The 23,719-nt window shown below is 68.0% G+C and carries 22 protein-coding genes; 9 read left to right on the forward strand and 13 right to left on the reverse strand.

The features are described 5' to 3' along the window. Positions 1 to 23 precede the first annotated feature (23 nt). Positions 24 to 386: a hypothetical protein gene (locus tag ACRYA2_RS12735; protein WP_433628550.1), complete on the reverse strand. Its 363-nt coding sequence runs from the start codon at positions 384 to 386 to the stop codon at positions 24 to 26. 268 nt (positions 387 to 654) lie between these two features. Here ACRYA2_RS12735 and ACRYA2_RS12740 point away from each other — a divergent pair, with 268 nt between their 5' ends. Next, positions 655 to 1,485, forward strand: coding sequence for a proline dehydrogenase family protein (locus ACRYA2_RS12740; RefSeq protein ID WP_433628552.1), 831 nt, complete (start codon positions 655 to 657; stop codon positions 1,483 to 1,485). A gap of 13 nt (positions 1,486 to 1,498) precedes the next feature. On the opposite strand, the gene ACRYA2_RS12745 is transcribed toward ACRYA2_RS12740, so the two are convergent. From ACRYA2_RS12745 to ACRYA2_RS12770, 6 genes are all read right to left on the reverse strand, one after another. After that, positions 1,499 to 2,866 (reverse strand): aryl-sulfate sulfotransferase, encoded by a 1,368-nt coding sequence (locus ACRYA2_RS12745; protein WP_433628554.1) that lies wholly within the window; start codon positions 2,864 to 2,866, stop codon positions 1,499 to 1,501. A 102-nt stretch (positions 2,867 to 2,968) separates the two neighbouring features. Then, positions 2,969 to 4,378, reverse strand: coding sequence for an NCS2 family permease (locus tag ACRYA2_RS12750; RefSeq protein ID WP_433628556.1), 1,410 nt, complete (start codon positions 4,376 to 4,378; stop codon positions 2,969 to 2,971). 127 nt (positions 4,379 to 4,505) lie between these two features. Further along, positions 4,506 to 5,222, reverse strand: a complete 717-nt coding sequence (locus ACRYA2_RS12755) for a phosphoribosyltransferase family protein (RefSeq protein ID WP_113274438.1) — start codon at positions 5,220 to 5,222, stop codon at positions 4,506 to 4,508. Positions 5,223 to 5,314: 92 nt separating this feature from the next. Continuing rightward, positions 5,315 to 7,264: a threonine--tRNA ligase gene (gene thrS, locus ACRYA2_RS12760; protein ID WP_433628559.1), complete on the reverse strand. Its 1,950-nt coding sequence runs from the start codon at positions 7,262 to 7,264 to the stop codon at positions 5,315 to 5,317. Positions 7,265 to 7,494: 230 nt separating this feature from the next. Then, on the reverse strand, positions 7,495 to 8,637 hold the full coding sequence (locus ACRYA2_RS12765) for a pyridoxal-phosphate dependent enzyme (RefSeq protein ID WP_433628562.1): 1,143 nt from the start codon (positions 8,635 to 8,637) through the stop codon (positions 7,495 to 7,497). A gap of 60 nt (positions 8,638 to 8,697) precedes the next feature. Further along, positions 8,698 to 9,654 carry a succinylglutamate desuccinylase/aspartoacylase family protein gene (locus ACRYA2_RS12770; protein ID WP_433628564.1) on the reverse strand — a complete coding sequence of 319 codons (957 nt, stop codon included), beginning with the start codon at positions 9,652 to 9,654 and terminating at the stop codon, positions 8,698 to 8,700. 148 nt (positions 9,655 to 9,802) lie between these two features. Between ACRYA2_RS12770 and ACRYA2_RS12775 the strand changes: the two genes are divergently transcribed. After that, positions 9,803 to 11,173, forward strand: coding sequence for an MFS transporter (locus tag ACRYA2_RS12775; RefSeq protein ID WP_433628567.1), 1,371 nt, complete (start codon positions 9,803 to 9,805; stop codon positions 11,171 to 11,173). Positions 11,174 to 11,220: 47 nt separating this feature from the next. Beyond that, positions 11,221 to 11,496 (forward strand): DUF7536 family protein, encoded by a 276-nt coding sequence (locus ACRYA2_RS12780; protein ID WP_113274443.1) that lies wholly within the window; start codon positions 11,221 to 11,223, stop codon positions 11,494 to 11,496. Here the strand turns inward: ACRYA2_RS12780 and ACRYA2_RS12785 are convergent. Further along, positions 11,493 to 12,680 carry a potassium channel family protein gene (locus ACRYA2_RS12785; RefSeq protein ID WP_433628571.1) on the reverse strand — a complete coding sequence of 396 codons (1,188 nt, stop codon included), beginning with the start codon at positions 12,678 to 12,680 and terminating at the stop codon, positions 11,493 to 11,495. The two genes, ACRYA2_RS12780 and ACRYA2_RS12785, sit on opposite strands and share 4 nt — an antisense overlap. A 220-nt stretch (positions 12,681 to 12,900) precedes the next feature. Here ACRYA2_RS12785 and citZ point away from each other — a divergent pair, with 220 nt between their 5' ends. Then, the gene (gene citZ / locus ACRYA2_RS12790) at positions 12,901 to 14,040 is read left to right on the forward strand and encodes a citrate synthase (protein WP_433628573.1); all 1,140 of its coding nucleotides are present in this window, start codon (positions 12,901 to 12,903) and stop codon (positions 14,038 to 14,040) included. Positions 14,041 to 14,106: 66 nt separating this feature from the next. Here the strand turns inward: citZ and ACRYA2_RS12795 are convergent, their stop codons facing one another. The 3 genes from ACRYA2_RS12795 to ACRYA2_RS12805 form a co-directional block, all read right to left on the reverse strand. Beyond that, on the reverse strand, positions 14,107 to 14,778 hold the full coding sequence (locus tag ACRYA2_RS12795) for an alpha/beta hydrolase (protein WP_433628576.1): 672 nt from the start codon (positions 14,776 to 14,778) through the stop codon (positions 14,107 to 14,109). A gap of 66 nt (positions 14,779 to 14,844) precedes the next feature. Beyond that, on the reverse strand, positions 14,845 to 16,149 hold the full coding sequence (locus tag ACRYA2_RS12800) for an MATE family efflux transporter (protein ID WP_433629170.1): 1,305 nt from the start codon (positions 16,147 to 16,149) through the stop codon (positions 14,845 to 14,847). 135 nt (positions 16,150 to 16,284) lie between these two features. Beyond that, on the reverse strand, positions 16,285 to 17,115 hold the full coding sequence (locus tag ACRYA2_RS12805; protein WP_433628579.1) for a hypothetical protein: 831 nt from the start codon (positions 17,113 to 17,115) through the stop codon (positions 16,285 to 16,287). A gap of 80 nt (positions 17,116 to 17,195) precedes the next feature. Between ACRYA2_RS12805 and ACRYA2_RS12810 the strand changes: the two genes are divergently transcribed. Continuing rightward, positions 17,196 to 17,585: a CopG family ribbon-helix-helix protein gene (locus ACRYA2_RS12810; protein WP_433628581.1), complete on the forward strand. Its 390-nt coding sequence runs from the start codon at positions 17,196 to 17,198 to the stop codon at positions 17,583 to 17,585. Then, complete coding sequence (locus tag ACRYA2_RS12815; protein ID WP_433628584.1) at positions 17,582 to 17,974, forward strand: gamma-glutamylcyclotransferase; 393 nt, start codon at positions 17,582 to 17,584, stop codon at positions 17,972 to 17,974. Before ACRYA2_RS12810 ends, ACRYA2_RS12815 begins: the two co-directional genes overlap by 4 nt. 206 nt (positions 17,975 to 18,180) lie before the next feature. Here ACRYA2_RS12815 and ACRYA2_RS12820 read toward each other — a convergent pair whose 3' ends face one another. Beyond that, positions 18,181 to 19,587 carry an MATE family efflux transporter gene (locus ACRYA2_RS12820; protein ID WP_433628587.1) on the reverse strand — a complete coding sequence of 469 codons (1,407 nt, stop codon included), beginning with the start codon at positions 19,585 to 19,587 and terminating at the stop codon, positions 18,181 to 18,183. Positions 19,588 to 19,841: 254 nt separating this feature from the next. Beyond that, positions 19,842 to 20,144, reverse strand: coding sequence for a DUF378 domain-containing protein (locus tag ACRYA2_RS12825; protein ID WP_433628589.1), 303 nt, complete (start codon positions 20,142 to 20,144; stop codon positions 19,842 to 19,844). A 167-nt stretch (positions 20,145 to 20,311) separates the two neighbouring features. On the opposite strand from ACRYA2_RS12825, the gene lipA reads away from it, so the two are divergent. The 3 genes from lipA (at position 20,312) to ACRYA2_RS12840 (ending at position 23,718) form a co-directional block, all read left to right on the forward strand. Beyond that, positions 20,312 to 21,310 carry a lipoyl synthase gene (gene lipA / locus ACRYA2_RS12830; protein WP_433628592.1) on the forward strand — a complete coding sequence of 333 codons (999 nt, stop codon included), beginning with the start codon at positions 20,312 to 20,314 and terminating at the stop codon, positions 21,308 to 21,310. A 293-nt stretch (positions 21,311 to 21,603) separates the two neighbouring features. Then, the gene (gene pdhA, locus ACRYA2_RS12835; protein WP_433628594.1) at positions 21,604 to 22,713 is read left to right on the forward strand and encodes a pyruvate dehydrogenase (acetyl-transferring) E1 component subunit alpha; all 1,110 of its coding nucleotides are present in this window, start codon (positions 21,604 to 21,606) and stop codon (positions 22,711 to 22,713) included. Between the two features lie 3 nt (positions 22,714 to 22,716). After that, positions 22,717 to 23,718, forward strand: coding sequence for an alpha-ketoacid dehydrogenase subunit beta (locus tag ACRYA2_RS12840; protein ID WP_433628597.1), 1,002 nt, complete (start codon positions 22,717 to 22,719; stop codon positions 23,716 to 23,718). The last annotated feature ends 1 nt before the right edge of the window (position 23,719 follow it).

Raw genomic sequence — 23,719 nt, forward strand, 5'->3', positions numbered from 1 at the left:
GTCGAATGGATTTTCGCGCGTTGCTACACCGGATTGAACGTGACGTTGACGAAGTTCACCTGGTCTCCGTCGTCGGCCTGCTCCTGGATGTCCTCCCAGTCGCCCCCGAGCGTGTACCGCTGGCCCTCCTGGACCTCCGCGTCGCCGTACGGGAACAGGAAGACGAACTGGTTGCGCGCACCAGTGTACTGGACGATTCGAGTGTTGAACTCGGTTCCCAGTTGCCCTTCGCCAGTGCCCTGGGGCGCCCAGTCGAGAGACGGCGTGACGACCACGAACTGCGCGCCGGGCTGGAACTGGTTGTTGAACATGTACCCCTCACCGCCACGTCCGGGGTCCTGTAGCGACGCCGCGCCGAGGTCGATCTGATTACCGTTGACTGTCATCGTTTCTCACCGTATTTGTCGGCGGTCACTGCGCTCCGAAGTAGCCGAGGAGTCCAGAAAACGACCGCGACCGTTTACGCTACGAAGGGAGCTTTACTCGACCGTAAGTTGGATTATGACCGAACGTGGGTTCGCAGGTGACCGTCGTACGGCGTGATTCCCGGCGACGGCGGGGCGGCAAAACGGGCGATTACCGACCGAATCGAGGTCCCGATTACGGACGGGCGGACTATACACTAATAAGATGCGGGGGTGCAAACCCCCGGTCATGATACCACCGATCGCCAGCAAGTTCGTCGCCGGGGAGTCGCCGGCGACGGCGCTGGACCACGCTCGTTCGCTGAACGAGCGGAACGTCAACGCCATCCTGAACCTGCTCGGCGAACACTACGACGACCGGGGACCGGCCGACGAGGACGCCGAGGCGTACGTCCGACTGCTGGAGGACATCGAACGGTCGAACGTCTCCGCGTGCGTCTCCGTGAAGCCGTCGCAGGTGGGCCTCGACGTGGGCGAGCACGTCTACCGCGAGAACATGGAGCGCATCGTCGACGCGTCCGGCGACACGTTCGTCTGGATGGACATGGAGGACCACGAGACGACGGACGCGACGCTCGACACCTACGAGCGACTCGCCCACGAACACGACGGCGGCGTCGGCGTCTGCGTCCAGGCGAATCTCAAGCGAACGCGGGAGGACCTCGAACGACTCGCCGACGTGCCGGGCAAGGTCCGTCTGGTCAAGGGCGCGTACGACGAACCCGAGGAGATAGCGTACAAGGACAAAGAGCGCGTGAACGAGGCCTACAGGGACGGTCTAGCGTTCATGTTCGAGGAGTTCGACGGTGGCATCGCGGTCGGGAGCCACGACCCGGCGATGATAGAGTACGCGACGGAACTCCACGAGGAACACGGCACCGACTTCGAGATCCAGATGCTGATGGGCGTGCGCGAGGACGCCCAGTACGAACTCGCCGAGGAGTACGAGGTCTGGCAGTACGTCCCCTACGGCGACAAGTGGCTGTCGTACTTCTACCGCCGGGTCATGGAGCGCAAGGAGAACCTGCTGTTCGCGGCTCGGGCCGTCCTCTCGGGGTAGGCGGGTCCGACCCTCAGCGAACGTACCGGCCGACGGTGCGCCGAATCCGGTCGCGCTGGTAGACGAGTTCGCCGACGCTCCAGCCGACGAGGATGCCGAGGCCGACCAGCGCGTACAGGAAGTCCCAGCTCCCCATCCAGACGGGGCGAATCCAGGGCGTGACGTGCGACCACCGACGGGCGAACTCGTCGGCCGCGTTCTCCAGCGGCGTCCCCGAGAACGTCTCGACCACCCAGAACGAGACGGTGCGTTTCTCCGCGGTCGGCGCGATGCCGGCGCTCCCGTGGACGCTGTAGTTCCCCGTGACGTTCAGGTCGGCCATCGTCGGTCCGCCGGCCTCGTCGCCGTAGGCCGTCCGCTCGACGGCGTACGGCGCCCACGGCGCGTAGAACTCCCAGACCACCTCGCCTTTCGGAGTCACCTCGACGACGCGCTGGTACATCGTGTCGACGACGAGCGTGTTGCCGTTGGGCAGGCGGTCGGCGTCCCGCGGCCAGTTCAGCCCGCCCGAGAGCGTCCAGGTCCGGGTCCAGGTGCCGTTCCGGCGGGCGTACTCGACGACGCGGTCGTTCTCGCTGTCCGCGACGAGTATCGTCGGATTGCCGGACTCGCTCTCGAGGTACTGCGGGTTGTGCTGTTCGTAGAGGACGTCGTGGTCGTCGTCGCTCCCGAGCCGCATCGTTATCTCCTTCGTCGAGCGGTCGACGACGATGACCTGGTCGAAGTTGCGCGGCGAGACGAGATAGCGCCCCTCGCCGATCTTGTCGACGTCGTTGACGTGCGTCCAGTCGCCAGCGCCGCCGCCGCCCGACGTCGGGAAGTGCTCGTCGAACTGCCAGCGCCAGACCACCTCGTCGTCGCCCATGTCGTAGATGAACAGCCGGTCCCCCTTGTTCGGCACGCGCATGTTGGCGACGAGCAACTGGTCGCCGTTGATGAGGTCGACGTCGTGGGTGTCGTGGATGGGTAGCCGCTGGGTCCAGACGCGCTCGCCGGTCTGCGGGTCGAGTTCGTAGACGAGCGTCGACCCCTTCGCGGTCGAGGTGACGAGCAGGTTGCCGTTCTCCAGCGGATCCACGTCGTAGAACCACGTCGCGTCGAACCCCGTTCCGTCGTGGACCCACTGCACGGTCCCCTTCGGGCCGACGGCGACGAGGCGGGCCGGCTTCCGGTCGTTGGCGTACCCCCTGAAGTGGAACCCCTGGATGCTGACGACCGTCGTACCGTTCGCGGGCGATTCGACCGACGCGCGGAGGTTCGTCGGGTCGCTCGTCGTCGTGAGGTAGCCGACGCCCGCGGTGACGGCCGGCGCGAACAGGGAGACGACCAGCAGGGCGACGACACCGCGAACGAGCCAGCGCCGCGGCGGGAGGGAGTCCATCGAGGCCGGGTTCGTCGCGGGGAACCGTCAATTGCGGGGAATCGCTCGCGGACCGCGGGCGACCGCCGGAGCGAGCGAAAGACGACCGCGGACGGGACGCGGTCAGACCTGGCCCTGCAGGAAACCGCTGGTCCGGACGAAGAAGTAGAAGACGAACGCGAGCGCGAGCAACCACTGGCCGAGGCGCACGTCGCGCCACTCGCCGGTCGCGGTCTTCACGATGGGGTAGGAGACGATGCCGGCGGCGATGCCGTAGGCGATGGAGAACGTCAGCGGCATGATGAGGATGGTCATGCCCGCGGGGATGGCGTAGGTGACGTCGTCCCACTGGATGTCGGTGACGTTGCCGAGCATGATGATGGCGACGACCACCAGGGCGATGTGGGAGGCGTACAGTGGAATCGCGGCGGCGAGGGGGACGACGGCGAGGGCCGCGAGGAAGAGCAGGCCGACGACGAGCGCGGTCATGCCCGTCCGACCGCCCTCCTCGACGCCCGTCGCGGACTCGACGTACGTCGTCACCGTCGAGGTGCCGAGGATGCCGCCGACCGTGGTGCCGATGGCGTCCGCCATCAGCGGCTTGTCGATGTCCGGGAGGTTGCCGTTCTCGTCGAGGAAGCCGGCGACCTGGCCGACGCCGGTCAGCGTCCCGGCGGTGTCGAAGAAGTCCACGAAGAAGAAGGTGAACACGACGAGCGAGAACGCGAACGCGTCGACGTTCCGGAACCCGTCGAGGAACGCGCCGAAGAGCGGCGTGATGTCGTACTGGGGGTCCGGGATGCTGGGCGCGAGCGGGCTTCCGGGATGCGGACTGACGTACCCCATCGAGGCCGCGACCCAGCCGGCGGCGCTGGTCAGCAGGATGCCGAGGACGATGGAGCCGGGGATGCCCCGGGCGTACAGCGCGAGCGTGAGGAACAGGCCAGCGACCGACAGCAGCGCGACAGGGTCCTGGGCGATGTTGCCCAGCGTCACCAGCGTCGCCGGGTCGTCGACGACGACGTACATCTCCTCCAGGCCGATGATGGCGAGGAAGAGGCCGATACCGGTCCCGACGGCGAACTTCACCGGTTCGGGGAACAGCCGGATGATGTACTCCCGCGCGCCGATAGCGGTGAGGACGATGAAGATGACGCCCTCCGTCACGACGGCGGCCAGCGCCGTCCGCCACGGGATGCCCAGCGTCCCGACGACGGTGAACGCGAAGAAGGCGTTGAGACCGAGTCCGGGCGCCTGCCCGAACGGTCGGTTGGCGTAGAACGCCATCACGAAGATGGCGACCGCCGACGCCAGGATGGTGACGACGGCGAGCATCTGCTGGACCTCCATGGGGGAGTAGTTCTGGAGTGCGATGCCCGGCTTGCCGTTCTCGCCCGGGAACATCGTCATGATGGCGGGGTTGACCACGACGATGTAGGACATCGTCAGGAACGTGGTGACTCCCGCGAGGACCTCCGTCGCGAGGTCCGTGTCGTGTTCGTCGAACTCGAAGTAGTCAGCTAGCGCGCCCATGATGCACGTTTGAGCAACCAGAACAGAGAGCATTTAACTATTTCCGTCTGAGAACGGATTCGTATACACATATTTGCATATTCCGCTGGCGACGACGGGGCGTCGCCGCCGCCCGGCGACCCGACGCTCACTCCGCGAACGTGGTGAGCGCGCCGACCGGCGCGTCCGTACAGGATTTGGCGCGTTCGATGCCCTCCTCGCCGACGGCGATGAGCGCGAAGACGCCGCCCACGTCGGCGTCGGCGCGCTCCGCGATGTCGAGCAGGAGTTCCTGAGTCTCGCCGGAGCGGACGAGGTCGTCGACGACGAGCACCGTCTCGCCGGGGTCGATGGCCGACGCCGGAAGGTAGTAGGTGAGTTCGATGCCCGACGCGAGGCGCTGGCGCGACTCGATGAACTCCTCGACGGCCGTCTCCTTCGACTTCTTCGCGTACGCCGACCGGGCGCCGAAGTAGCTCGCCATCGCCGACGCGAGCGTGATACCGTCCGTCGCCGCCGTCAGCACCACGTCGGGGCGGTCGAAGTCGAAGGACTCCGCCGCGACGGGCGCGACCAGGTCGAGGAACGACTGGTCGAAGACGACGGCGGAGTTGTCCACGTACCCGTCCGCGTCGAGTCGCGTCCGCGCGTGGAGTTCCTCGGCCAGTTCCTCGCGGCCGACGCCCGACACGACCGTCTCGGCGCGGTCGGCGCTCGGCAGGACGTGACCGTTCACGTACCGGTTCAGGTCGCCGGCCGGGAGTCCCGTCACCGCGGCGAGTTCGTCGTAGGTCCGAGTTTCTTTCAACATCCGGAGAACGGAGACGGCCTGCAATTGCAGGCTCGCCTTCTCTGCACGGTTCATACCCCGACCCTCACGTTCGCGTAACCTTGAACACGTCGATGCCGAACCGGGAACGACTAGACACGGGCGTGTACCTCGACCGGCGGTGCCGGTCAGCGGTCCGCGAGGAAGTCCGGTTCGAGTCGGCGCTCGTCGCACTCGCGGTCGAGGTGCTCGCGGAACGCGGCGAGGTCGACGCCGCCCGCTTCGCGCTCCGCGCGGTCCCGGACGGAGACGGTTCCCTCGGCGGCCTCCTCGCTGCCGACGACGAGCATGTAGGGGACGCGGTCGTCGTGGGCCGCGCGTATCTTCTTGCCGAGCGTCCAATCGCGGTCCTCGACGTCGACACGGAACTCGCCGAGCGCGTCCGCGACGTCGCGGGCGTACTCGCGGTCGTCCCCGGTGACGGGGAGCACGTGCACCTGCTCGGGCGCGAGCCACGTCGGGAAGTCGCCGCCGAGATGCTCTAGCAGGACACCCATGAACCGGTCGAGCGACCCGAGCAGGGCGCGGTGGACGGCGACCGAGCGGCGCTCCTCGTTGTCCTCGTCGACGTAGACGAGGTCGAGGCGCTCGGGGATGTTGAAATCCACCTGCACGGTGCCGATGGTCCACTCCCGGCCGATGGCGTCGCGGACGTCGAGACCGATCTTCGGACCGTAGAACGCGGCCTCGCCCGCCTCGACGTCGTAGGCGAGCTCCTCGGCGTCGAGGGCGGCGCGCAGCGCGTCCGTCGCCGTCTCCCATATCTCGTCGCTGCCCACCGCGTTCTCGCCCTTCGTCTCCAGCTTGTACAGGACTTCGAGGCCGAACTCGTCGTAGATGTCCTCGATGACGCGGATGGTCCGCGTCAGTTCGGCTTCGAGCTGGTCGGGGCGGACGAACGCGTGTCCGTCGTCCTGGGTCATCCGGCGCACGCGGAGCAGGCCCGACAGTTCGCCGGACTGCTCGTTGCGATAGACGTCGCCGAACTCCGAGAACCGCACCGGCAAGTCGCGGTAGGAGTAGCGCCGCCGGTCGTAGAGGTAGGCGTGGTTCGCGCAGTTCATCGGCTTGAGACCGTACTCGGTTCCCCCTTGCTCCCACGCGAACATCTCGCCCTCCTCGCGGAAGGCGTCGTAGTGCCCCGTCGGCTTCCAGAGGTCGGCCTTGTTGAGTTCGGGCGTCGACACCTCGTCGTAGCCGAGTTCGGCGTTCTTCTCGCGGATGAACTCCGCGAGTTCGCGGCGGACGGTCATCCCGTTCGGGTGGTAGTGGGGACAGCCCGGCGAGTGGTCCGGCACGGAGAACAGGTCGAGCTCCCGGCCGAGCTTCCGGTGGTCGCGCTCCTCGGCCTTCCGCCGCCGGTCGAGGTAGGCGTCGAGGTCGTCGTCGGACTCGAACGCCGTGCCGTAGATCCGCGTGAGCATCGGCTCGTCCTCGTCGCCGCGCCAGTACGCTCCCGCGATTTCGAGCAGCGAGAACGCCTCGACGTCGCCCGTCGACGCGACGTGCGGTCCCGCACAGAGGTCGACGAACTCCCCCTGCCGGTAGAACGTGACCGGCTCGCCGGCGTCGACGACGTCGTCGAGCAACTCGCGCTTGTACGGCTGGTCGGCGAGGCGCTCGCGGGCTTCCTCGGGCGAGACCTCCTCGCGGACGATATCGTGGTCGGCCTCGACGACGTCCCGCATCTCGGTCTCGATGGCGTCGAGGTCGTCCTCCGCCACGTCGACGCCGTCGAAGTCGTAGTAGAAGCCCTCGTCCGTCGGCGGACCGATGGCGAGCTTCGCGTCCGGATACAGCCGCAGGACGGCCTGCGCGAGGACGTGCGCGGCGGAGTGGCGCAGGACGCGACGGTAGGCCTCCGAGTCGGGGGTGACCACCCGGAGGTCGACGTCGGATTCGATGCGATGTTCGGGCGCGACCAGCTCGCCGTCCACGAAGCCGGCGACGCAGTCGTCGCCGAGGCCGGGACCGACGTCGTAGGCCACGTCTTCGACCGTGACAGGCTCCGGGAAGACGCGTTCGGAACCGTCCGGCAGCGATACCACAACTCGTGACTCTGAGTCTTGTCGTGACATGCGTCGAGAAGGGTGCCGCGGCTCGCGGTGCGTTCGTGAGCGACGCGAACGGCCCGGAGGCGAGGCTCCGGGGCGTGCGAGAGTGGGCAGGAAGTCGACGATGGCTGGGGCTAGGTGGTTATCGGGCGAACGCCCGGCGTGTAAAGTAGCCACCAGCCATCGTGTGCTCACTCGTGATAGTTACGGAATCGTATAAGTATCTTCCGCCGGGTTCGGCGTCGGGCCGCGACCTACGACTTCAGCCCGCTCCCGGTCAGCGCGACCACGACGTCCTCGTCGTCGCCGAGGACGCCGCGCTCGCGGTAGGCGGACAGTCCGGCGACGGCGACCGCGCTAGTCGGTTCGACGTAGAAGCCCGACCGGCGGAGCGCGTCCAGGGCGTCGTCGGTGACGTCGGCGTCGAGCGCGATGGCGTCGCCGTCGGTCGCCTCGACCGCGTCGAGTATCTGGTCGCGGCGCGCCGGACGGGTTATCTGGATGCCGTCGGCCACGTCGTTGCGCTCGCCGTCGGCGTCGCCGTGCAGTTCCGCGGCGATGGGCGCGACGCCGTTCGCCTGGACGCCGAGCAGGCGCGGCATCTCGTCGGTCCAGCCCGCGTCGACGAGCGCGCGGAACCCGCGGTACGCGCCGAGGAAGAGCGTGCCGTGGCCCAGCGGCGTGACGACGGCGTCGGGCACCGACCAGTCGCGCTGGGCCGCGACCTCCAAGGCGAACGTCATCGTCCCCGCGAAGAAGGCGGGGTTCCAGGCGTGGCTGGCGTACCAGCCCTCGCCCGACTGTCGCGGGCTTCGCCCGCTCTCGCTGTCCGCGGGCCGTCGCCCCGCGCCCTCGACGCTCCGCACGCAGGCGTCTGTCACGTCCTGGCGACTCCCCTCGACTCTCACCGTGGTCGCGCCGGAGCGCTCGATGGCGGCCAGCTTGGACTCCTTGACGTCCGCGGGGACGTAGATGTCGGCGTCGATTCCCGCCCGCGCGGCGTACTGGGCGATGGCCGCGCCGGCGTTGCCCGAGGAGTCTTCGAGCACCCTCTCGACCCCGAGTTCCGCGGCCCGCGAGAGGGTGACGGTCGCGCCGCGGTCCTTGAAGCTCCCGGAGGGGAACACGCAGTCGAGTTTGAACTGCGCGTCCCAGTCGGGGGCGTCGGCCAGGGGCGTGAACCCCTCGCCGAGGCTGACGACGCGGCGGACCGGGAGGAACTCCTCGAATGCCCACAGCCCCTCGCGCGTGTCGAGTTCGGAGAAGTCGGGGGCGGGGCCGTCCGGGAGCGGGCGCTCGGCGAACTCGAGGGGGTGACCGCAGTCGCAGCGCCACGGCTCCCCGGGGCCGGGGTCGTAGGTCGCACCGCAGTCGGGACAGACGAGCGGGGAGGGCATACTACCGGCTTTCGGCTCCACGTATCAATACTTGTTGGACGACGGGCGCGAATCGGGCGTTCAGTACTCGTCCACGTCGGTGCCGACGGAACAGACGTACTCGCCGGTGGCGACCTGGGGGAGGCGACGCGCGCGCCAGAAGATTCCCCGCTGGTCCGCCGTCACCTCCGCCTTCAGCGTGCCGAACACGTCGGTCACCTCGAACAGCACGTCGCCCGGTTCCACGGCGTCGCCGAGGTCCTTCTCGAAGTCGACGACGCCGCCGCTGGGCGCGCCGTAGCGGTCGAATCCCGTCGCCCGAGTCTGGGGCTGGAGTTCCACGTCGCCGTCGAGAAAGCCGTAGTGCTGGAGGACGTTGAACACGCCCTCGACGCCGTACCGGATGCTCTCCTCGTCCCAGCCGACGGAGCCGCCGAGTTCGGGGTCGATGGTCGGGATGCCCTCGTCCGGCGCAGCGCGGGCGAGCTGGCCGTCCGGCCCCTTCTGGTCCAGGACGTACCCGCAGCCGAACACCTTCGCGAGTTCCAGGCACGCGTCGTGGAGGCGGTGGCGCGGGCCACAGCGCACTCGCGCCTCGTTGAGCATCCGACTGGTCGAACCCTGGTGGAGGTCGAGAACGAGGTCCGCTCGCGAGGCCACCTCGAAGGTAGCCGCCGCGATGCGTTCGCTCGACGTCCCGGATTCGTTGCCGGGGTAGGTGCGGTTCATCTTCGTGTCGTCGATGGGGTTGCGATGCTCCGCCACCTGGAAGCCGTGGTAGTTGACGACGCCGACCACGAGCACCGTGCCGGCGAGCTGCTTGGGGTCGAGCTGCGGGACGACCCGCTGGACGACGCCGAGACCGTTGAGTTCGTCGCCGTCACTGACTGCCTGGAGGTACAGGGTGTCTCCGACGTCGGCACCGTTGACGACGGCGACCGGGAGGCCGAACTGGCTCCCGTCGCGCGTCTCACCGACCGCAAGCCGGCCCGTGTCCATCTCCCCGGGGGCCGCGCTCGCCGTTCCGAGCGTTGTCATTACAGTTACACCGTGACCGAACTGCCTTTAGCCGTTCGGTCTACTACGTTCTCGCCCTTTCGTCGGGCGAGGAGATCTCCTCTGGAGCCAACCGTGTGTGCACGTAGCTACCGTATCTTTTTGCCACGGAACGCGCATACCCCCGCACATGGCGACCGACGAGGAGCGCGTCGACGTGCTCGCTCCGTTCCGGCAGTTCCTGGCGCTGGAGCGAGACGTACTCGTCCTCTCGCTGGCGATGTTCGCGTTCAGCCTCGGCTTCCAGATGACCGGTCGGTACATGGGCCGGTACTTCGAGTTCCTGGGCGCGACGAGCGTCGTCATCGGTCTCTACGGGAGCTTCGGCAACCTCATCAGCGCCGTCTACCCCTACCCCGGCGGCGCGCTGTCGGACCGCATCGGTTCGCGAACCGCGCTCACCCTCTTCGGCCTCGCGTCGACGCTCGGCTTCCTGCTGTGGTTCGGCGCGCCCGCCTTCGGCGCGGTCCCGAGCGTTCCGGCGTGGGTCTGGCTCTTCGTCGGCCTCGCGCTCGCGCAGGCCTGGAAGTCGTTCGGACTCGGCGCGACCTTCGCCATCGTGAAACAGAGCGTCCCGCCCACCGAACTCGCGACGGGGTTCGCCAGCACCGAGACGTTCCGGCGGACCGCGTTCCTGCTCGGCCCGCTGCTGGCGGCGGGACTCATCGCGGCCTACGGCTTCGACCCCGGATTCCGGTACGTACTCGGCGTGGCTGCGGCGTTCGGCCTCGTCGCCACCGTCGCCCAGCGAGTCCTCTACGAGGCGAGCGAGGACTCGCTCGGCAAGTCGTTCGAGGGCGTCTCGCAGGTGGTCGACGACCTGCGGACGATGCCCGCGACGCTCCGGCCCCTGCTCGTCGGCGACACGCTCGTCCGATTCGGGAACGGGATGGTGTACGTCTTCGTCGTCCTCGTCGTCACGCAGTACCTCGAGGTGTCGGCGACGCTGCCCGTCGTCGGCTACCTCGGCCCGGACGCGTTCTTCGGCGTACTGCTGGCCGTCGAGATGGCGGTTGCACTGGCGACGATGGTGCCCGTCGCGAAGCTCGCAAAGCGCGTCGGACTCAAGCCGGTCGTCGCGCTCGGGTTCGTCGTCTACGCCGTCTTCCCCGCCCTGCTGGTCACCGCGCCCGACGGCGGGGTCGCGGTCACCGTCCCGCTGCTCGGCGGTGTCTCGCTCTCCGAGACTGCGCTCGTCACGCTGCTCTTTGCCGCCTCCGGCCTGCGGTTCGCCGGCCTCCCTGCGCACAAGGCGCTCATCGTCGGCCCGGCGGAGGCCGACGCCGGTGGCCGCGTGGTGGGGTCGTACTACCTCGTCAGGAACGCGATAACGATTCCGAGCGCGGCGGTCGGCGGCTGGCTCTACGGACTCGAATCGACGCGCGTCGTCGGGGCGACGGTCGGCGGTCCCGCGCTCGCGTTCGGTCTTGCGACGGTGGTCGGACTCGGAGGCGTCGCCTACTTCGTCGCGTTCGGCCGGGAACTGGACGCGTACGCCTGACGTCCCGTGACCGACGCGCCTTTCACCGACCGGACCAACGCTCGCCCATGGAACGGGACGTTCCCGACCGTCCACCGGCGAACAACCTCGTCGAGGCGCTCGACGTCCGCCGGAACGCGGCGGTCGGCTTCGCCGTCGGCGTCGCCGTCGCGGTGCTGCTGTATGCCTTCAGGGTCGGCGTCGTCGGGTCGGTCCGCGGTCAGGCGGGCGGCCCCCTGACCTTCCTCGCCCTCGGCGTCGTGCTGGCGCTGACGCTCGGCGCACTCGTGACGGCCGTGCTCGTGGCGCTGTCGGCTCGACGGCTGGCCCGCGAGGTCGACTAGCTGGTGAGTTCCCGGAGCCGTTCCGCGCTCGAACGGGTTCCCTTCGCCAGCAGCACGTCGCCGGCACCGAGTTCCGTCGCCGGTCCCGGCGAGATGACCCAGTCCGCCGGCGGACGGCGCACCGCGATGACGCGCATCCCCGTCTCGGTCTCGACCCGCTCGTCGCCCAGCGTCGTCCCGTCGAACCGGCTGCCGGCCGCGACTTCGACGCGGACGATGACCTCGTCGCTCTCCTCAAGGGCCTGCTCGACCACCGGATGGGTTCCCAGTCCGCGGAGGACGCCCTCGCTTATCTCGACCGCCGCGTCGCTGATGACCTCGGTGCTGTTGGCGAGGTGAACGAGTCCGCGCAGCGAGACGGGGTCGTCGGTCTGGGCGGCCGCCCGGAGCACCCACGCCTCGAAGCGCGACTGCAGCGCGTCGACCTCCGCCTCGAGTTCGACGACCTCCTCGGCGACGCCCTCGCTGTCGAAAAGGACGCTCCCGTACGCCAGGTCGACCGCGAGTTCGCTCATGTTCTTCATCAGGACGATGGAGTCGACGGCGCGTTCGAGGTCGGCGTCGTCGTCTGTCGGCGGCTCCGGCGACTCGTACGCCGTCCCCGTCGCGGCCTCGTACACCGTCGCAATGCCCTCGTCCGGCCCGCGCAACAGCAGGCGGTCGCCGGAGCGAAGGTCGGTGTCCCTGTCCGGGTTGAGCAGCCAGTCGCCGCCGCGGTGGATGGCGATGACCCGGACGCCCGTTTCGGTCTCCAGGTTCAGCGCGCCGAGCGTCGTCCCCTCCAGCTCTGAGCCGTCGACGACTTCGGCGCGCAGGAGCGTCTCGATGGCTTCCGGGAGCGACGCGCGCATCGCTTCCGGCAGGCCGATGTCCTCGAGGACGACCTTGGCGATGTCGCCGGCCGCGTCGCTTATCTTCTCCGCCGCGCCGACGACGCCGAGCACCGGCGCGAGCTCTTCGGCGTCGTCCGGGCTCCGCGCCGCCATCAGCAGGCTCATCCGGGCCTGCAACTGGAGCACGTCCATCCGGTCTTCGAGGTCGAGCACCTCGGTCGCGATGTCGTCGCTGCCGTTGAGCACTGCGGAGAACGAGAGGTCGATGAGCAGCTCCGCGGTGTCTTTCATCTCCGCGAGCACCTCCTTGACGCTCCTGGGTTCGTACTCCACCTCGCTCGCGGGATCCATACGTCGGGATTCGTCGGCTGCTCGTAAAAACGTTCGTAGCGCGACCCGGAGGGCTGCAGTCCACCACCGGTTCGCGCCGAGCGAATCGCCCCGTCCACCCTCTCGCCGGCGAGGGAGCGGGGCGTTACACGGAGATTCCGACGGGAACCGAGCTGTTCGCCGAATTCACATCCGCCACGAACGATAATCCTTTTCGGGGTTGCCAATCAACTCTTACAGTATGTCAGACGAGGTCAAGAAAGGTCTGGAGGGCGTGGTAGTCGCTGAGTCGGCTCTCAGTCACATCGACGGTGACGCAGGCAAACTCATCTATCGCGGGTACGCCATCGAGGACCTCGCACGAGAGGCGAGCTACGAGGAGGTGCTCTATCTCCTCTGGCACGGCTCCCTCCCGAATCGCGACGAACTCGACTCGTTCAGCGAGTCGATGGCCGACGAGCGTTCCGTCGACGAGGACGTCCTGTCGACGGTCCGCCGACTGGCCGAAGCGGACGCCGACCCGATGGCCGCGCTCCAGACGACCGTCTCGATGCTGTCGGCCTACGACCCCGACGACTCCGAGACGGACCCGGAGGACTACGAGGCCAACCTCCGGAAAGGGCGGCGCATCACCGCCAAGATTCCGACCATCATCGCGGCGTTCGACCGCATCCGGAACGGCGACGAACCGGTCGAGCCCCGCGAGGACCTCGGCCACGCCGAGAACTTCCTCTACATGCTCAACGGCGAGGAGCCGGACGAGGTGCTCGCGGAGACGTTCGACATGGCGCTCGTGCTCCACGCCGACCACGGCCTGAACGCCTCAACGTTCTCGTCGATGGTCACGTCCAGCACGCTCTCGGGCGTGCACAGCGCTATCACCAGCGCCATCGGGACGCTCGCCGGTCCGCTGCACGGCGGCGCGAACCAGAACGTCATGAAGATGCTCAAGGAGGTCGACGACGCCGACCAGGACCCCGTCGAGTGGGTGAAGAACGCGCTGGACCGCGGCGAGCGGGTCATGGGCATGGGCCACCGCGTCTACAACATCAAGGACCCCCGTGCCAAGATTCTCGGCGAGAAGAGCGAGGAACTCGGCGAGGCCGCCGGCGACACGAAGTGGTACGAGATGTCCGTCGCCATCGAGGAGTACATGCAGGAGGAGAAGGGCCTCGCGCCGAACGTCGACTTCTACTCCGCGTCGACGTACTACCAGATGGGCATCCCCATCGACGTCTACACGCCCATCTTCGCCATGTCCCGGGTCGGCGGCTGGGTCGGCCACGTCCTGGAACAGTACGACGACAATCGCCTCATCCGGCCGCGGGCGAAGTACGTCGGTCCGGAGAGCCAGGAGTTCGTTCCGCTCGACGAGCGCTGAACGAGTGACCGCAGGACGACCGCCTATTTTCGACGAGTCGAGTACGCGTCCGAGCCTCGCGAACGCTCACTCGCCGCCGTCGAGCAGGACGTCGAGCATCGCCTCGACCGCGTCGAGTTCCGGCTTGACGACGCCGTGGCCCATCCCCTCGAATATCTGCTCGGTCACGTCGCCGTCCAGGTCGCGGAACGTCGCTGTCGTCTCCTCGACGCGCTCGACGGGGATGTGAGGGTCGCGGTCGCCACAGCCGAGGTAGACGGGCGTCCCGTCGAGCGACCCGTCGTAGTCGCGGGGCGTCCCGTCCGGTCCGATGAGACCGCCGCTGAGTCCGGCGACGCCGCCGTACCGCCGGGCGTTGCGCGCTGCGTACTCCGTCGTCAGGCACGCTCCCTGCGAGAAGCCGGAGAGCAGGGTTCGCTCGGGGGCGACGCCCGCCGCCGCGAGGCCGTCGACGACGGTTCCGAGCAGCGCCAGCGCGGACGAGAGGTGCGGTTCGTTCGCGTCGATGGACGCGAGGAACGACTGCGGGTACCACTCGTTCCCGGCCGCCTGCGGCGCGACGTACGCCACGTTCTCCCGCCGGAACTCGTCCGCGAGGTCGAGGATGCCCTCGGCCGTCGCGCCGCGGCCGTGGGCGAGCACCACCGCGGCGTCGGCCTCGTCGGGCGACGCGCCGGTGGTGGCGACCGGCTGATTGGCGTGCGGGCCGTCGACGGCGTCGGTGGCGAACCAAGTCATCGGTGCGGGGTTCGCGCTCGCGACACCTACAGTTTCCGCCGCTTCCCCGTTTCCGCTCTCCGCCGGCTACTCCGTGCTTCCGCGCTCCGCCATCATCTTCGCCGCGCGGGGAGCCCAGCCGCCCCAGTAGAAGCCAGCGCCGACGACCGCCGTCGCCCAGACGTAGTACAGCAGGATGCCGGCGTACACCGCGACGACGCGGTAGCCGAGGTAGACGCCGAACAGCCACGAGAAGCCGACCATGAAGCCGAACATGCCGGTCGTCCGCGCGAGGAACGGCGTCTTCGTGTCGCTGCCTCCCTGCAGCGACCCCGCGAGGACCACGTAGGAGACGAGGAACGGCGCGGCGACGCCGTAGGTGCGGGCGAACTCGGCGGCGTAACGCGCGGTTCTCGCGTCCGAGGTGAACAGGCGGACGAGCGGTTCCGCGGCGACGAACAGCGCGACGCCGATGGCACCGACCGTCAGGAGGCCGAGCGCGGTCGTCGCCCAGCCCTCGAACCGCGCCCGGTCCGGGTCGCCGTCGCCGAGCGCCTGCCCGACGACGACGCTGGCCGCGACGTTGTATCCTCGCGAGAGCGGTCCGGTCACCTGCTGGTACACCCGGCGACCGATCTGGTAGGCGGCGTTGACCGACGTCCCGAACGACAGCAGGATGGCGTTGAACGGGAACTCCGCGACGGTCGCCGCCAGCCCCTCGGCGATGCGCGGCGCGCTGACGGTGAGCAACTGGCGTGTGATGGTCCAGTCGCGCGGCCGGACGAACGACGCCGCCGTCCACGAGGTGCGCATGGCCAGCAGGAGCGCGACCGCGGTGAAGACGTTGCCGACCGCGGTGGCAGTCCCGACGCCGACGATGCGCCACTCCGGGAACGGACCGAGACCGAGGCCGAGTGCGACCGTGCCCCCGATGTTCAGCAGGTTCGAGACGACGTTGACGTACATCGGGGTGCGCGTGTCGCCGGTGCCCTGGAGCGACCGCGCGCCGATCAGCGCGACGTGGCGGGCGGGCGCGGTGACGAAGATGATGGCGAGGTAGGTGCCGCCCATCGCCGCTACGCGGTCGGGTGCGCCGAGGACGGAGATGGCGAACTCCCCCGCGAGCAGTCCGAACGCGACGAACGGCAGGCCGGTAAGCGCGCCGACGAGGATGGCCTGCGTGACCGCCTCGTCGCGGTTCGCGGTCGCGCCGCTGCCGGTGTCCTGGCTCGAGAGCGCGATGGCACCGCCGCCGAGTCCGAGACCGATGCGGAGCGGGAGGCGTGCGTAGAGGTCCGCGAGACCGATGGCCGCGACCGCGGCGGGCGAGAACAGCCCCGTGACGACGATGTCGGTGGTCCGCATCAGCGTGCGGAGCACCTGCTCGGCCATCACCGGCCACGAGAGGTCGAACACGCGCCGCCAGACCGCCAGCACGCGCGCTCGCAGGGGGCCGGCCTCGGTCGCGTCGGTCGTCACGCAACGTGATTCTCGTGCAGACGGTTTGGGTGTACTGGAAGGGGTAACCTAGAACAGTCCCGCGACGAACCCGAGGCCCATCAGTATCAGGACCGCCGCGGAGAACGCCGGGAGGTAGTCGGCGTAGCGCTCGGCACGCTCCTCGTAGCGTTCGTACCCGGCGATGAGCAGCAGCGTCAGGCCGACGATGCCGAAGATGACCGTCAGCGCGTAGATCGTCATGAGTTCGAGGCAGTACTGCGACCCAGAACAGAGCAGGATGATCTCGAACTCCTCCTCGTGGGCGAACCCGAGCAGGAAGGCGAAGCCCGCGATGCCCCACAGGCCGCGGTCGGTCGCCTCGTCCATCGAGCCGTGAGTGTGCCCGCCGACGAACGGGAGCGCCGTCTTCACCGTCGCGAGCAGGCCGTCGTCACCGTGGTCGTGGTGGCCGTGCGAGTGGTCGTGAGAGTTCCCGTGGTCGTGGGAACGGCCGTCGTGAGAGTGGTCGCGATGGCCGTGAGAATCCCCGTGGTCGTGCGAACCGCCGTGGTCGTGGGAGTGGCCGTGGAAGTACTCCCGGGCCCCCAGCGCGACGAGCAGGACGCCCGCGACGACGCTCACCGGACCGCCAACCTGCACGCCGAACACGGTCAACGGCTCGTTCACCTGCGCGAGGTCGAAGTACCGCTTCGCCCAGAAGAACGCGAGCACCATGGCGATGCTGCTGACGAGGTGGCCGACGCCGATGACGAAACTCGCCGCGAAGCCGTAGAGCCACTTGTTCGTCTGGTCGAGCGCGTAGGAGGCGGCGACCGGCCAGCCGTGCCCCGGTTCGACGCCGTGCGCGAGACCGAGTCCGACCGTCCCGACCAGCACGGCCAGTTCCACGTCGAGCATCGACCGGGACTCGGGCCGGTCCCCGGAAAGTGGTTGTTATTATCGAACGTCTGAAGGCGTAATACCGCGAACGCCATACCATGCGAACCAGCCTCAACGTACCGGAGGACGTGCTGGACGCGTTCGACGACACGTGGCAGCGACAGGGCCTCGACTCCCGCTCGCGTGCGGTGCGGGAAGCCATGCGCGAGTACACCGAGGCCCACTCGCAGTTCGAGGACCTCTCGGGCGACGTGGCCGCCGTGCTGGCGTTCGACTACGAGCACGGGTCCGTCGTCGACGACCTGCACGCCATCCAGCACGAGTTCGACGCCGTCGTGGACGCGACCAGCCACGTCCACCACGGCGACTGGTGTCTCGAAACCGCCTTCTGCCTGGGACCGGCCGAGCGCGTCCGCGAACTGACCTACCGCCTGCGGGACTTCGACGCCGTCGGGCGCGTGAAAGTGCTGTCGCTCCGCCCGCGATGAGGGTCTTCGTCTACGGGACGCTCACCGACCCCGACCGCGTCGCGACGGTCGTCGACTCGTTCGCGTTCGTCGGCGACGCCGTGCTGGAGGGACTCCACCCCGAGGACGGGCGGTACCCGACGCTGGCACCCGGCGGCCGGACCGGCGGTCGCATTCTCGCCACGCCGGACGTCGCTCCCATCGACGCGTACGAGGGCGTCGACAGCGGTCTGTACGTCCGGGTCGACGTTCCGACGACGGCGGGCGAGACGGTCGCCGTCTACGTCGGCGACCCCGACGCCCTCGACGCCGACGCCTCGTGGCCGGGCGACGGGCCGTTCGCCGACCGCGTCCGCCGGTTCGTCGCGGAACGGTCGGTCCGCGTCGACGTGGCGGGCGCGAGCGACTGACGACGGGACGGTCGACCGTCCTCCGCGCGCCGACCGTCAGACACCGCGCTGACGGAGGGCAGACGGCGAAATTTCCCCGACGCCCTCTTGCGTTTTCACTTTCACCTCGGCCACCGGGAGTTTAAGTAGGCGCGGTCGCTGGACTCCAGTGCGGTCACACGCTCCGCGCTCCTCGTTCTTTCCCCTTCGACCCGGCCGACGAGCCGTCAGTCCGCCGGGCTGGATGCGACCTCGACCGCGCGTTCCAGCATCCCGTTGTTCGTCGTGTAGTAGTAGTACGCGCCGGTCCCGACTGCGCCGGCGACGTTCGAGACGGTGACCGCCCAGAACACGGCGTGAACGCCGACGCCGTCCACCAGCAACACGCCACCCGCGGCGATGGGAAGGCGCACGCCCCAGTATTTCACCAGGTCGGCGACCATGCTCGTCCTGGTCTTTCGAGCGCCGTTGAATCCGGCGTTGAAGAGGGACATCGCCCCGATTCCCCAGTAGCCGAAGACGAGAATCCGGAGGTAGTCGACGGTGAGCGCGAGGCCGTCGGGAGTGAGGTCGGGGACGAAGAGGTTCGCCAGCAGTTCGGGGACGAACCACTGGACGACGCCGATGAGCGAGAGGCCGACGATGGCGATGGCCGCACCGACCCACGTCGTCCGACTGGCCCGCATCGGATTGTCGGCCCCGATGTTCTGTCCGACGACGCTCTGGGCGGCCTGTGCGAGTCCGCTCGCCGGAATGAACGCGACGCTGGCGATGCGAGCGCCGACGGTGTACGCCGCGAGCGCGGCCGACCCCCCAGCGGCGGCCGCGATGCCGATAATGAGGACGCGCACCGACTGGGCGGCGGCGTGCTGGCCGGTCCGCGGAAGCCCGACGTCGACCAGTTCGCGCGCGTCGTCGAGGCGGAGGGTCGCCGAGGCCCTGGTGAGGGTGTAATCGTCGCGGCCCCTGAGCATCATTCCGAGCGCGAGCAGGAACCCGGCACCGTAGCCGAGGCCCGTCGCGAGCGCCGCGCCCTGGATGCCGAGTCCGTCGAAGCCGGGAATCCAGTACCCGAAGATGAGGAACGGGTCGAGGACAATGTTGACGACGACGGCGGTGACGTTGATGTACAGCGCCGCGCGGGAGTCGCCCCAGCCGATGAACCCCATCTCGATGGCGTCGCTCATACCCATCACGGGGAACGCGAGCGCGTAGGTGGCGAGGTAGGTGGCCGCCAGCCGGGCGACTGCCGGCTCCGCTCCGAACAGCGCGATGACGTTCGGGGAGAGCGCGAAGACGGCGACGCCCAGCGCCAGTCCGGTGCCGAGTGCGAGGACGATGCCGTGGAACGCCGCCCGGCGCGCGCCGGTGAGGTCGTCAGCACCGACGCGCTGGGAGACGAGCACCTGCGTCCCGGCGTTGATGCCGACGAAGATCGCGAGGAGGAACGCGGAGAGCGGGAAGTTCAGCCCGACGGCGGCAACGGCGTTCTCGCCGAGTCGACCGACCCAGAACGTGTCGATGACCTGCTGACCGACCTGCACGAAGTTCTGCATCACCAGCGGAGCGGCGAGAACGAGGAGAGCCCGCGTTAGCGAGCCGTCCGTTATTTCGTCCCGTGAGACGTCGAGCATGGTTTAGGTCTATTAGGATGTTGTAAAATCCCGCTGGTATTTATAGATACGGACGGGTACGTCTGCCACAGTCCGGACGAGGGGCATTTCTCTGCATGTGACGACTACCCGTGGAATAACTCTTTCCAGTGGCTCGTCAGAGCGAGTCCGTCCGCGTCTCGCGTCCCGAAGAAAAAGTCGGCAGCGCCGTCTGGCGAACCGGACGGCGGAACTCGGCGGTCGGTGCGTCGGTTACCTGTCTGGTGCCTGGTCCGTTATTCGGTCTGGCGCTGTTCGGCTCCCTGTTCGGCGGTGCGCTCCTGCCGCCGGGCGACTCGTCGATTTATCTTGGACATCTTGTAACCCGTGTAGAGGAGGTACACGCCGGCGATGCCGACGAGCACGTAGACGAGCGCGGCAACGGTCTCGGCGACGCCCGGCTGGAAGATGACCTCGCTCGCCGCATCGACCATGTTGAGTCGCGTGTCCGTCAGACTCGTCACGCCGATGACGCCCCAGTTTATCGCGCCCACGATGACCAGCAACAGACTCAGCCAGTCCCATCCGTTTATTCTCATATCACTCACTACGGCGTCGTCGTCCTTTGTTATGCGGGGGTTACGGGAAAGAAACGGAGCGAAACCATGGTTTCGCCGGGTAAAGGACGGCGTTCGTCCGTCGCCGGGGGGTCGACGGCGGGCGGACGACGGTAGCGGAACGGCGGTGAACGCTCGGCGGACCCGCCGTGCGGGCGGATACCGCATCCTTTTGTCGGCGCGCCTCCAACCAACCATCCATGAGTCGCCGCCGGAAACCCGACTGGCTGAAGATGCAACCCCCGTCCGGCCAGGAGTTCACGGGCATCAAGCAGACGCTCCGGGACCACGACCTCCACACGGTCTGTGAGGAGGCGAACTGTCCGAACCTCGGCGAGTGCTGGAGCGGACGTGGCTCCGACAGCGGCGGTACAGCGACGTTCATGCTGATGGGCGACCAGTGCACGCGCAACTGCGGGTTCTGTGACGTGGACACCGGCGGCGGACAGCCGCTCGACCCCGACGAGCCCGCGAACGTGGCGAGCGCGGTGGCTGAAATCGGCCTCGATTACGTCGTTCTCACGTCCGTGGACCGCGACGACCTCGAAGGGCAGGGCGCGGCCCACTTCGCGCGGACCATCCGGGAGATCAAGGAACGTGACCCGTCGATTCTCGTCGAGGTGCTGATTCCGGACTTCCAGGGCGACGAGGAGCTCATCGGGAAGATAATCGACGCGAAACCGGACGTCGTCGCTCACAACGTCGAGACGGTCGAGCGCCTCCAGCAACCGGTGCGCGACCCGCGGGCGGGCTACGAGCAGAGCCTCGCCGTGCTCGAACAGGTCGAGCGCGAGTCGGACATCTACACGAAGACGAGCATCATGCTCGGGGTAGGCGAGTACGACCACGAGGTGTACCAGACGCTCTCGGACCTCCGGGAGGTCGAGGTCGACGTCGTCACGCTCGGGCAGTATCTCCAGCCGTCGCGCACCCACCTCGACGTGGAGTCGTACGTCCACCCGGCGAAGTTCGAGACGTGGCGGCGGGTCGCCGAGGACGAACTCGGATTCCTCTACTGTGCCAGCGGTCCGATGGTGCGCTCGTCGTACAAGGCGGGCGAGCTGTTCGTGGACGCCGTCGTCCGGGACGGGAAGTCCGTCGAGGAGGCCAGAGACGAAGCGCGGCGAGCGGTCTCCGCCAGCGACTAGTCGGACGACTCCTCGTGGACCTGTCGCGGAAGGAGGCGACGAACGGGGCTCTCTCCTCCTGCCGGGTTCGACGCAATTCTTGCCGTTTGTCCAGCTAATCCCCGGATAACCGCGACAGGTTCTTCACGAACGCAGATTATATGCGGAGTAATTTTAGAATTTCGAGCGTGACTCGGTACTGGGTGGTGATTTCGACGAGAAATTGCCGCCAGAGGGATAGCTATGAAAATTGGTTACGAAAACCCTATAACCCGAGCGAAAGATTTTCTGTACATGTCAGGACGGGTCCGACCGTGAGCATCGTACATCAAGATCCCCGTGAACGCGTACAGGTGCTGGACGTGGACGGTAACGTCGTAGAGGACGCGGACGTACCCGACCTCTCCGACGAGGAGCTATTGAGCATCTACAGCGAGATGAAACTCGCTCGTCGCTTCGACGAGCGGGCGGTCAGCCTCCAGCGGCAGGGTCGGATGGGTACCTACCCGCCGCTCTCCGGGCAGGAGGGGGCACAGATCGGGAGCGCCCACGCGCTGGCCGACGACGACTGGATATTCCCGAGCTACCGCGAACACGGCGCGGCGCTCGTTCGCGGTCTGTCGCTGAAACAGACCCTGCTGTACTGGATGGGCCACGAGCAGGGTAACGCCATCCCCGACGACGCGAACATCTTCACCGTGGCAGTGCCCATCGCCACCCAGATTCCCCACGCGACGGGCGCGTCGTGGGCGTCGAAGCTCAAAGGCGAGGAGAAGGCGTTCCTCTGTTACTTCGGCGACGGCGCGACCAGCGAGGGCGACTTCCACGAGGGGCTGAACTTCGCCGGCGTCTTCGACACGCCGACGGTGTTCTTCTGCAACAACAACCAGTGGGCCATCTCGGTCCCGCGCGAACGCCAGACGGCCAGCGAGACCATCGCCCAGAAGGCCGAGGCGTACGGCTTCGAGGGCGTGCAGGTCGACGGGATGGACCCGCTCGCCGTCTACAAGGTCACGCGCGACGCCGTCGAGAAGGCGAAAAATCCCGGCGAGGACGACCTGCGCCCGACGCTCATCGAGGCGGTGCAGTACCGCTTCGGCGCGCATACGACGGCCGACGACCCCTCCGTCTACCGGGACGACGACGAGGTCGAGCGCTGGAAGCAGAAAGACCCGATTCCGCGGCTTGAGTCGTTCCTCCGGAACACGGGACGGCTCGACGACGAGAAGGTCGACGCCATCGAGTCGGAGATAGAGAACCGCGTCGCGGACGCCATCGACGCGGCGGAGGCCGTCGAGCGCCCCGACCCCGAGGAGATGTTCGCGAGCGTCTACGAGGACATGCCCAAGCGGCTACGGGAGCAGCTCGACTGGTTCGAGCAGATTCGCGAGAAGCACGGCGACGAAGCACTTCTGGAGGACTAAATCATGAGCCAGGCCGAAACCACGCAGGAAACCGAGAATCTCACGCTCGTTCAGGCGGTCCGGGACGGACTGTACACGGAGATGGAACAGGACGACGACGTCATCGTCATGGGTGAGGACGTCGGCAAGAACGGCGGCGTGTTCCGCGCCACGGAGGGACTCTACGAGGAGTTCGGCGAGGAGCGCGTCATCGACACGCCGCTGGCGGAGTCCGGCATCGTCGGGACCGCCATCGGGATGGCCGCGTACGGCCTGAAGCCGGTGCCGGAGATGCAGTTCTCCGGGTTCATGTACCCGGCGTTCGACCAGATAGTCTCCCACGCCGCGCGCCTGCGGGCGCGCAGTCGCGGTCGGTTCACGTGCCCGATGGTCGTCCGCGCGCCGTACGGCGGCGGTATCCGCGCGCCCGAGCACCACTCCGAGTCGATGGAGGCGATGTACGCCCACCAGCCCGGACTGAAGGTAGTCATGCCGAGCACGCCGTACGACACGAAGGGACTGCTCACGAGCGCCATCCGCGACCCCGACCCGGTTATCTTCCTCGAACCCAAACTCATCTACCGGGCGTTCCGCGACGAGGTGCCCGAGGAGTCCTACGAGGTGCCCATCGGCGAGGCCGCGGTCCGCGAGGAGGGCAGCGACATCTCGGTGTTCACCTGGGGTGCGATGGTCCGGCCGACGCTGGAGGCCGCCGAGAACCTGGAGGGCGAGATCGACGTCGAGGTCGTCGACCTCCGGACGGTGTCGCCGCTCGACGACGAGACCATCGTCGAGTCGTTCAAGAAGACCGGTCGCGCGGCGGTCGTCCACGAGGCCCCGAAGACCGGCGGTCTCGGCGGCGAAATCGCCGCCACCATCCAGGAGGAGGCGCTGCTGTACCAGGAAGCGCCCGTCGAGCGCATCACCGGCTTCGACACGCCCTTCCCGCTGTACAGCCTCGAAGACTACTACCTGCCCGAACCGGCCCGCATCGAGGAGGGCATCCGGGACGCGGTGAGCTTCTAAC

The organism is Halomicrococcus pelagicus, from assembly GCF_050954125.1.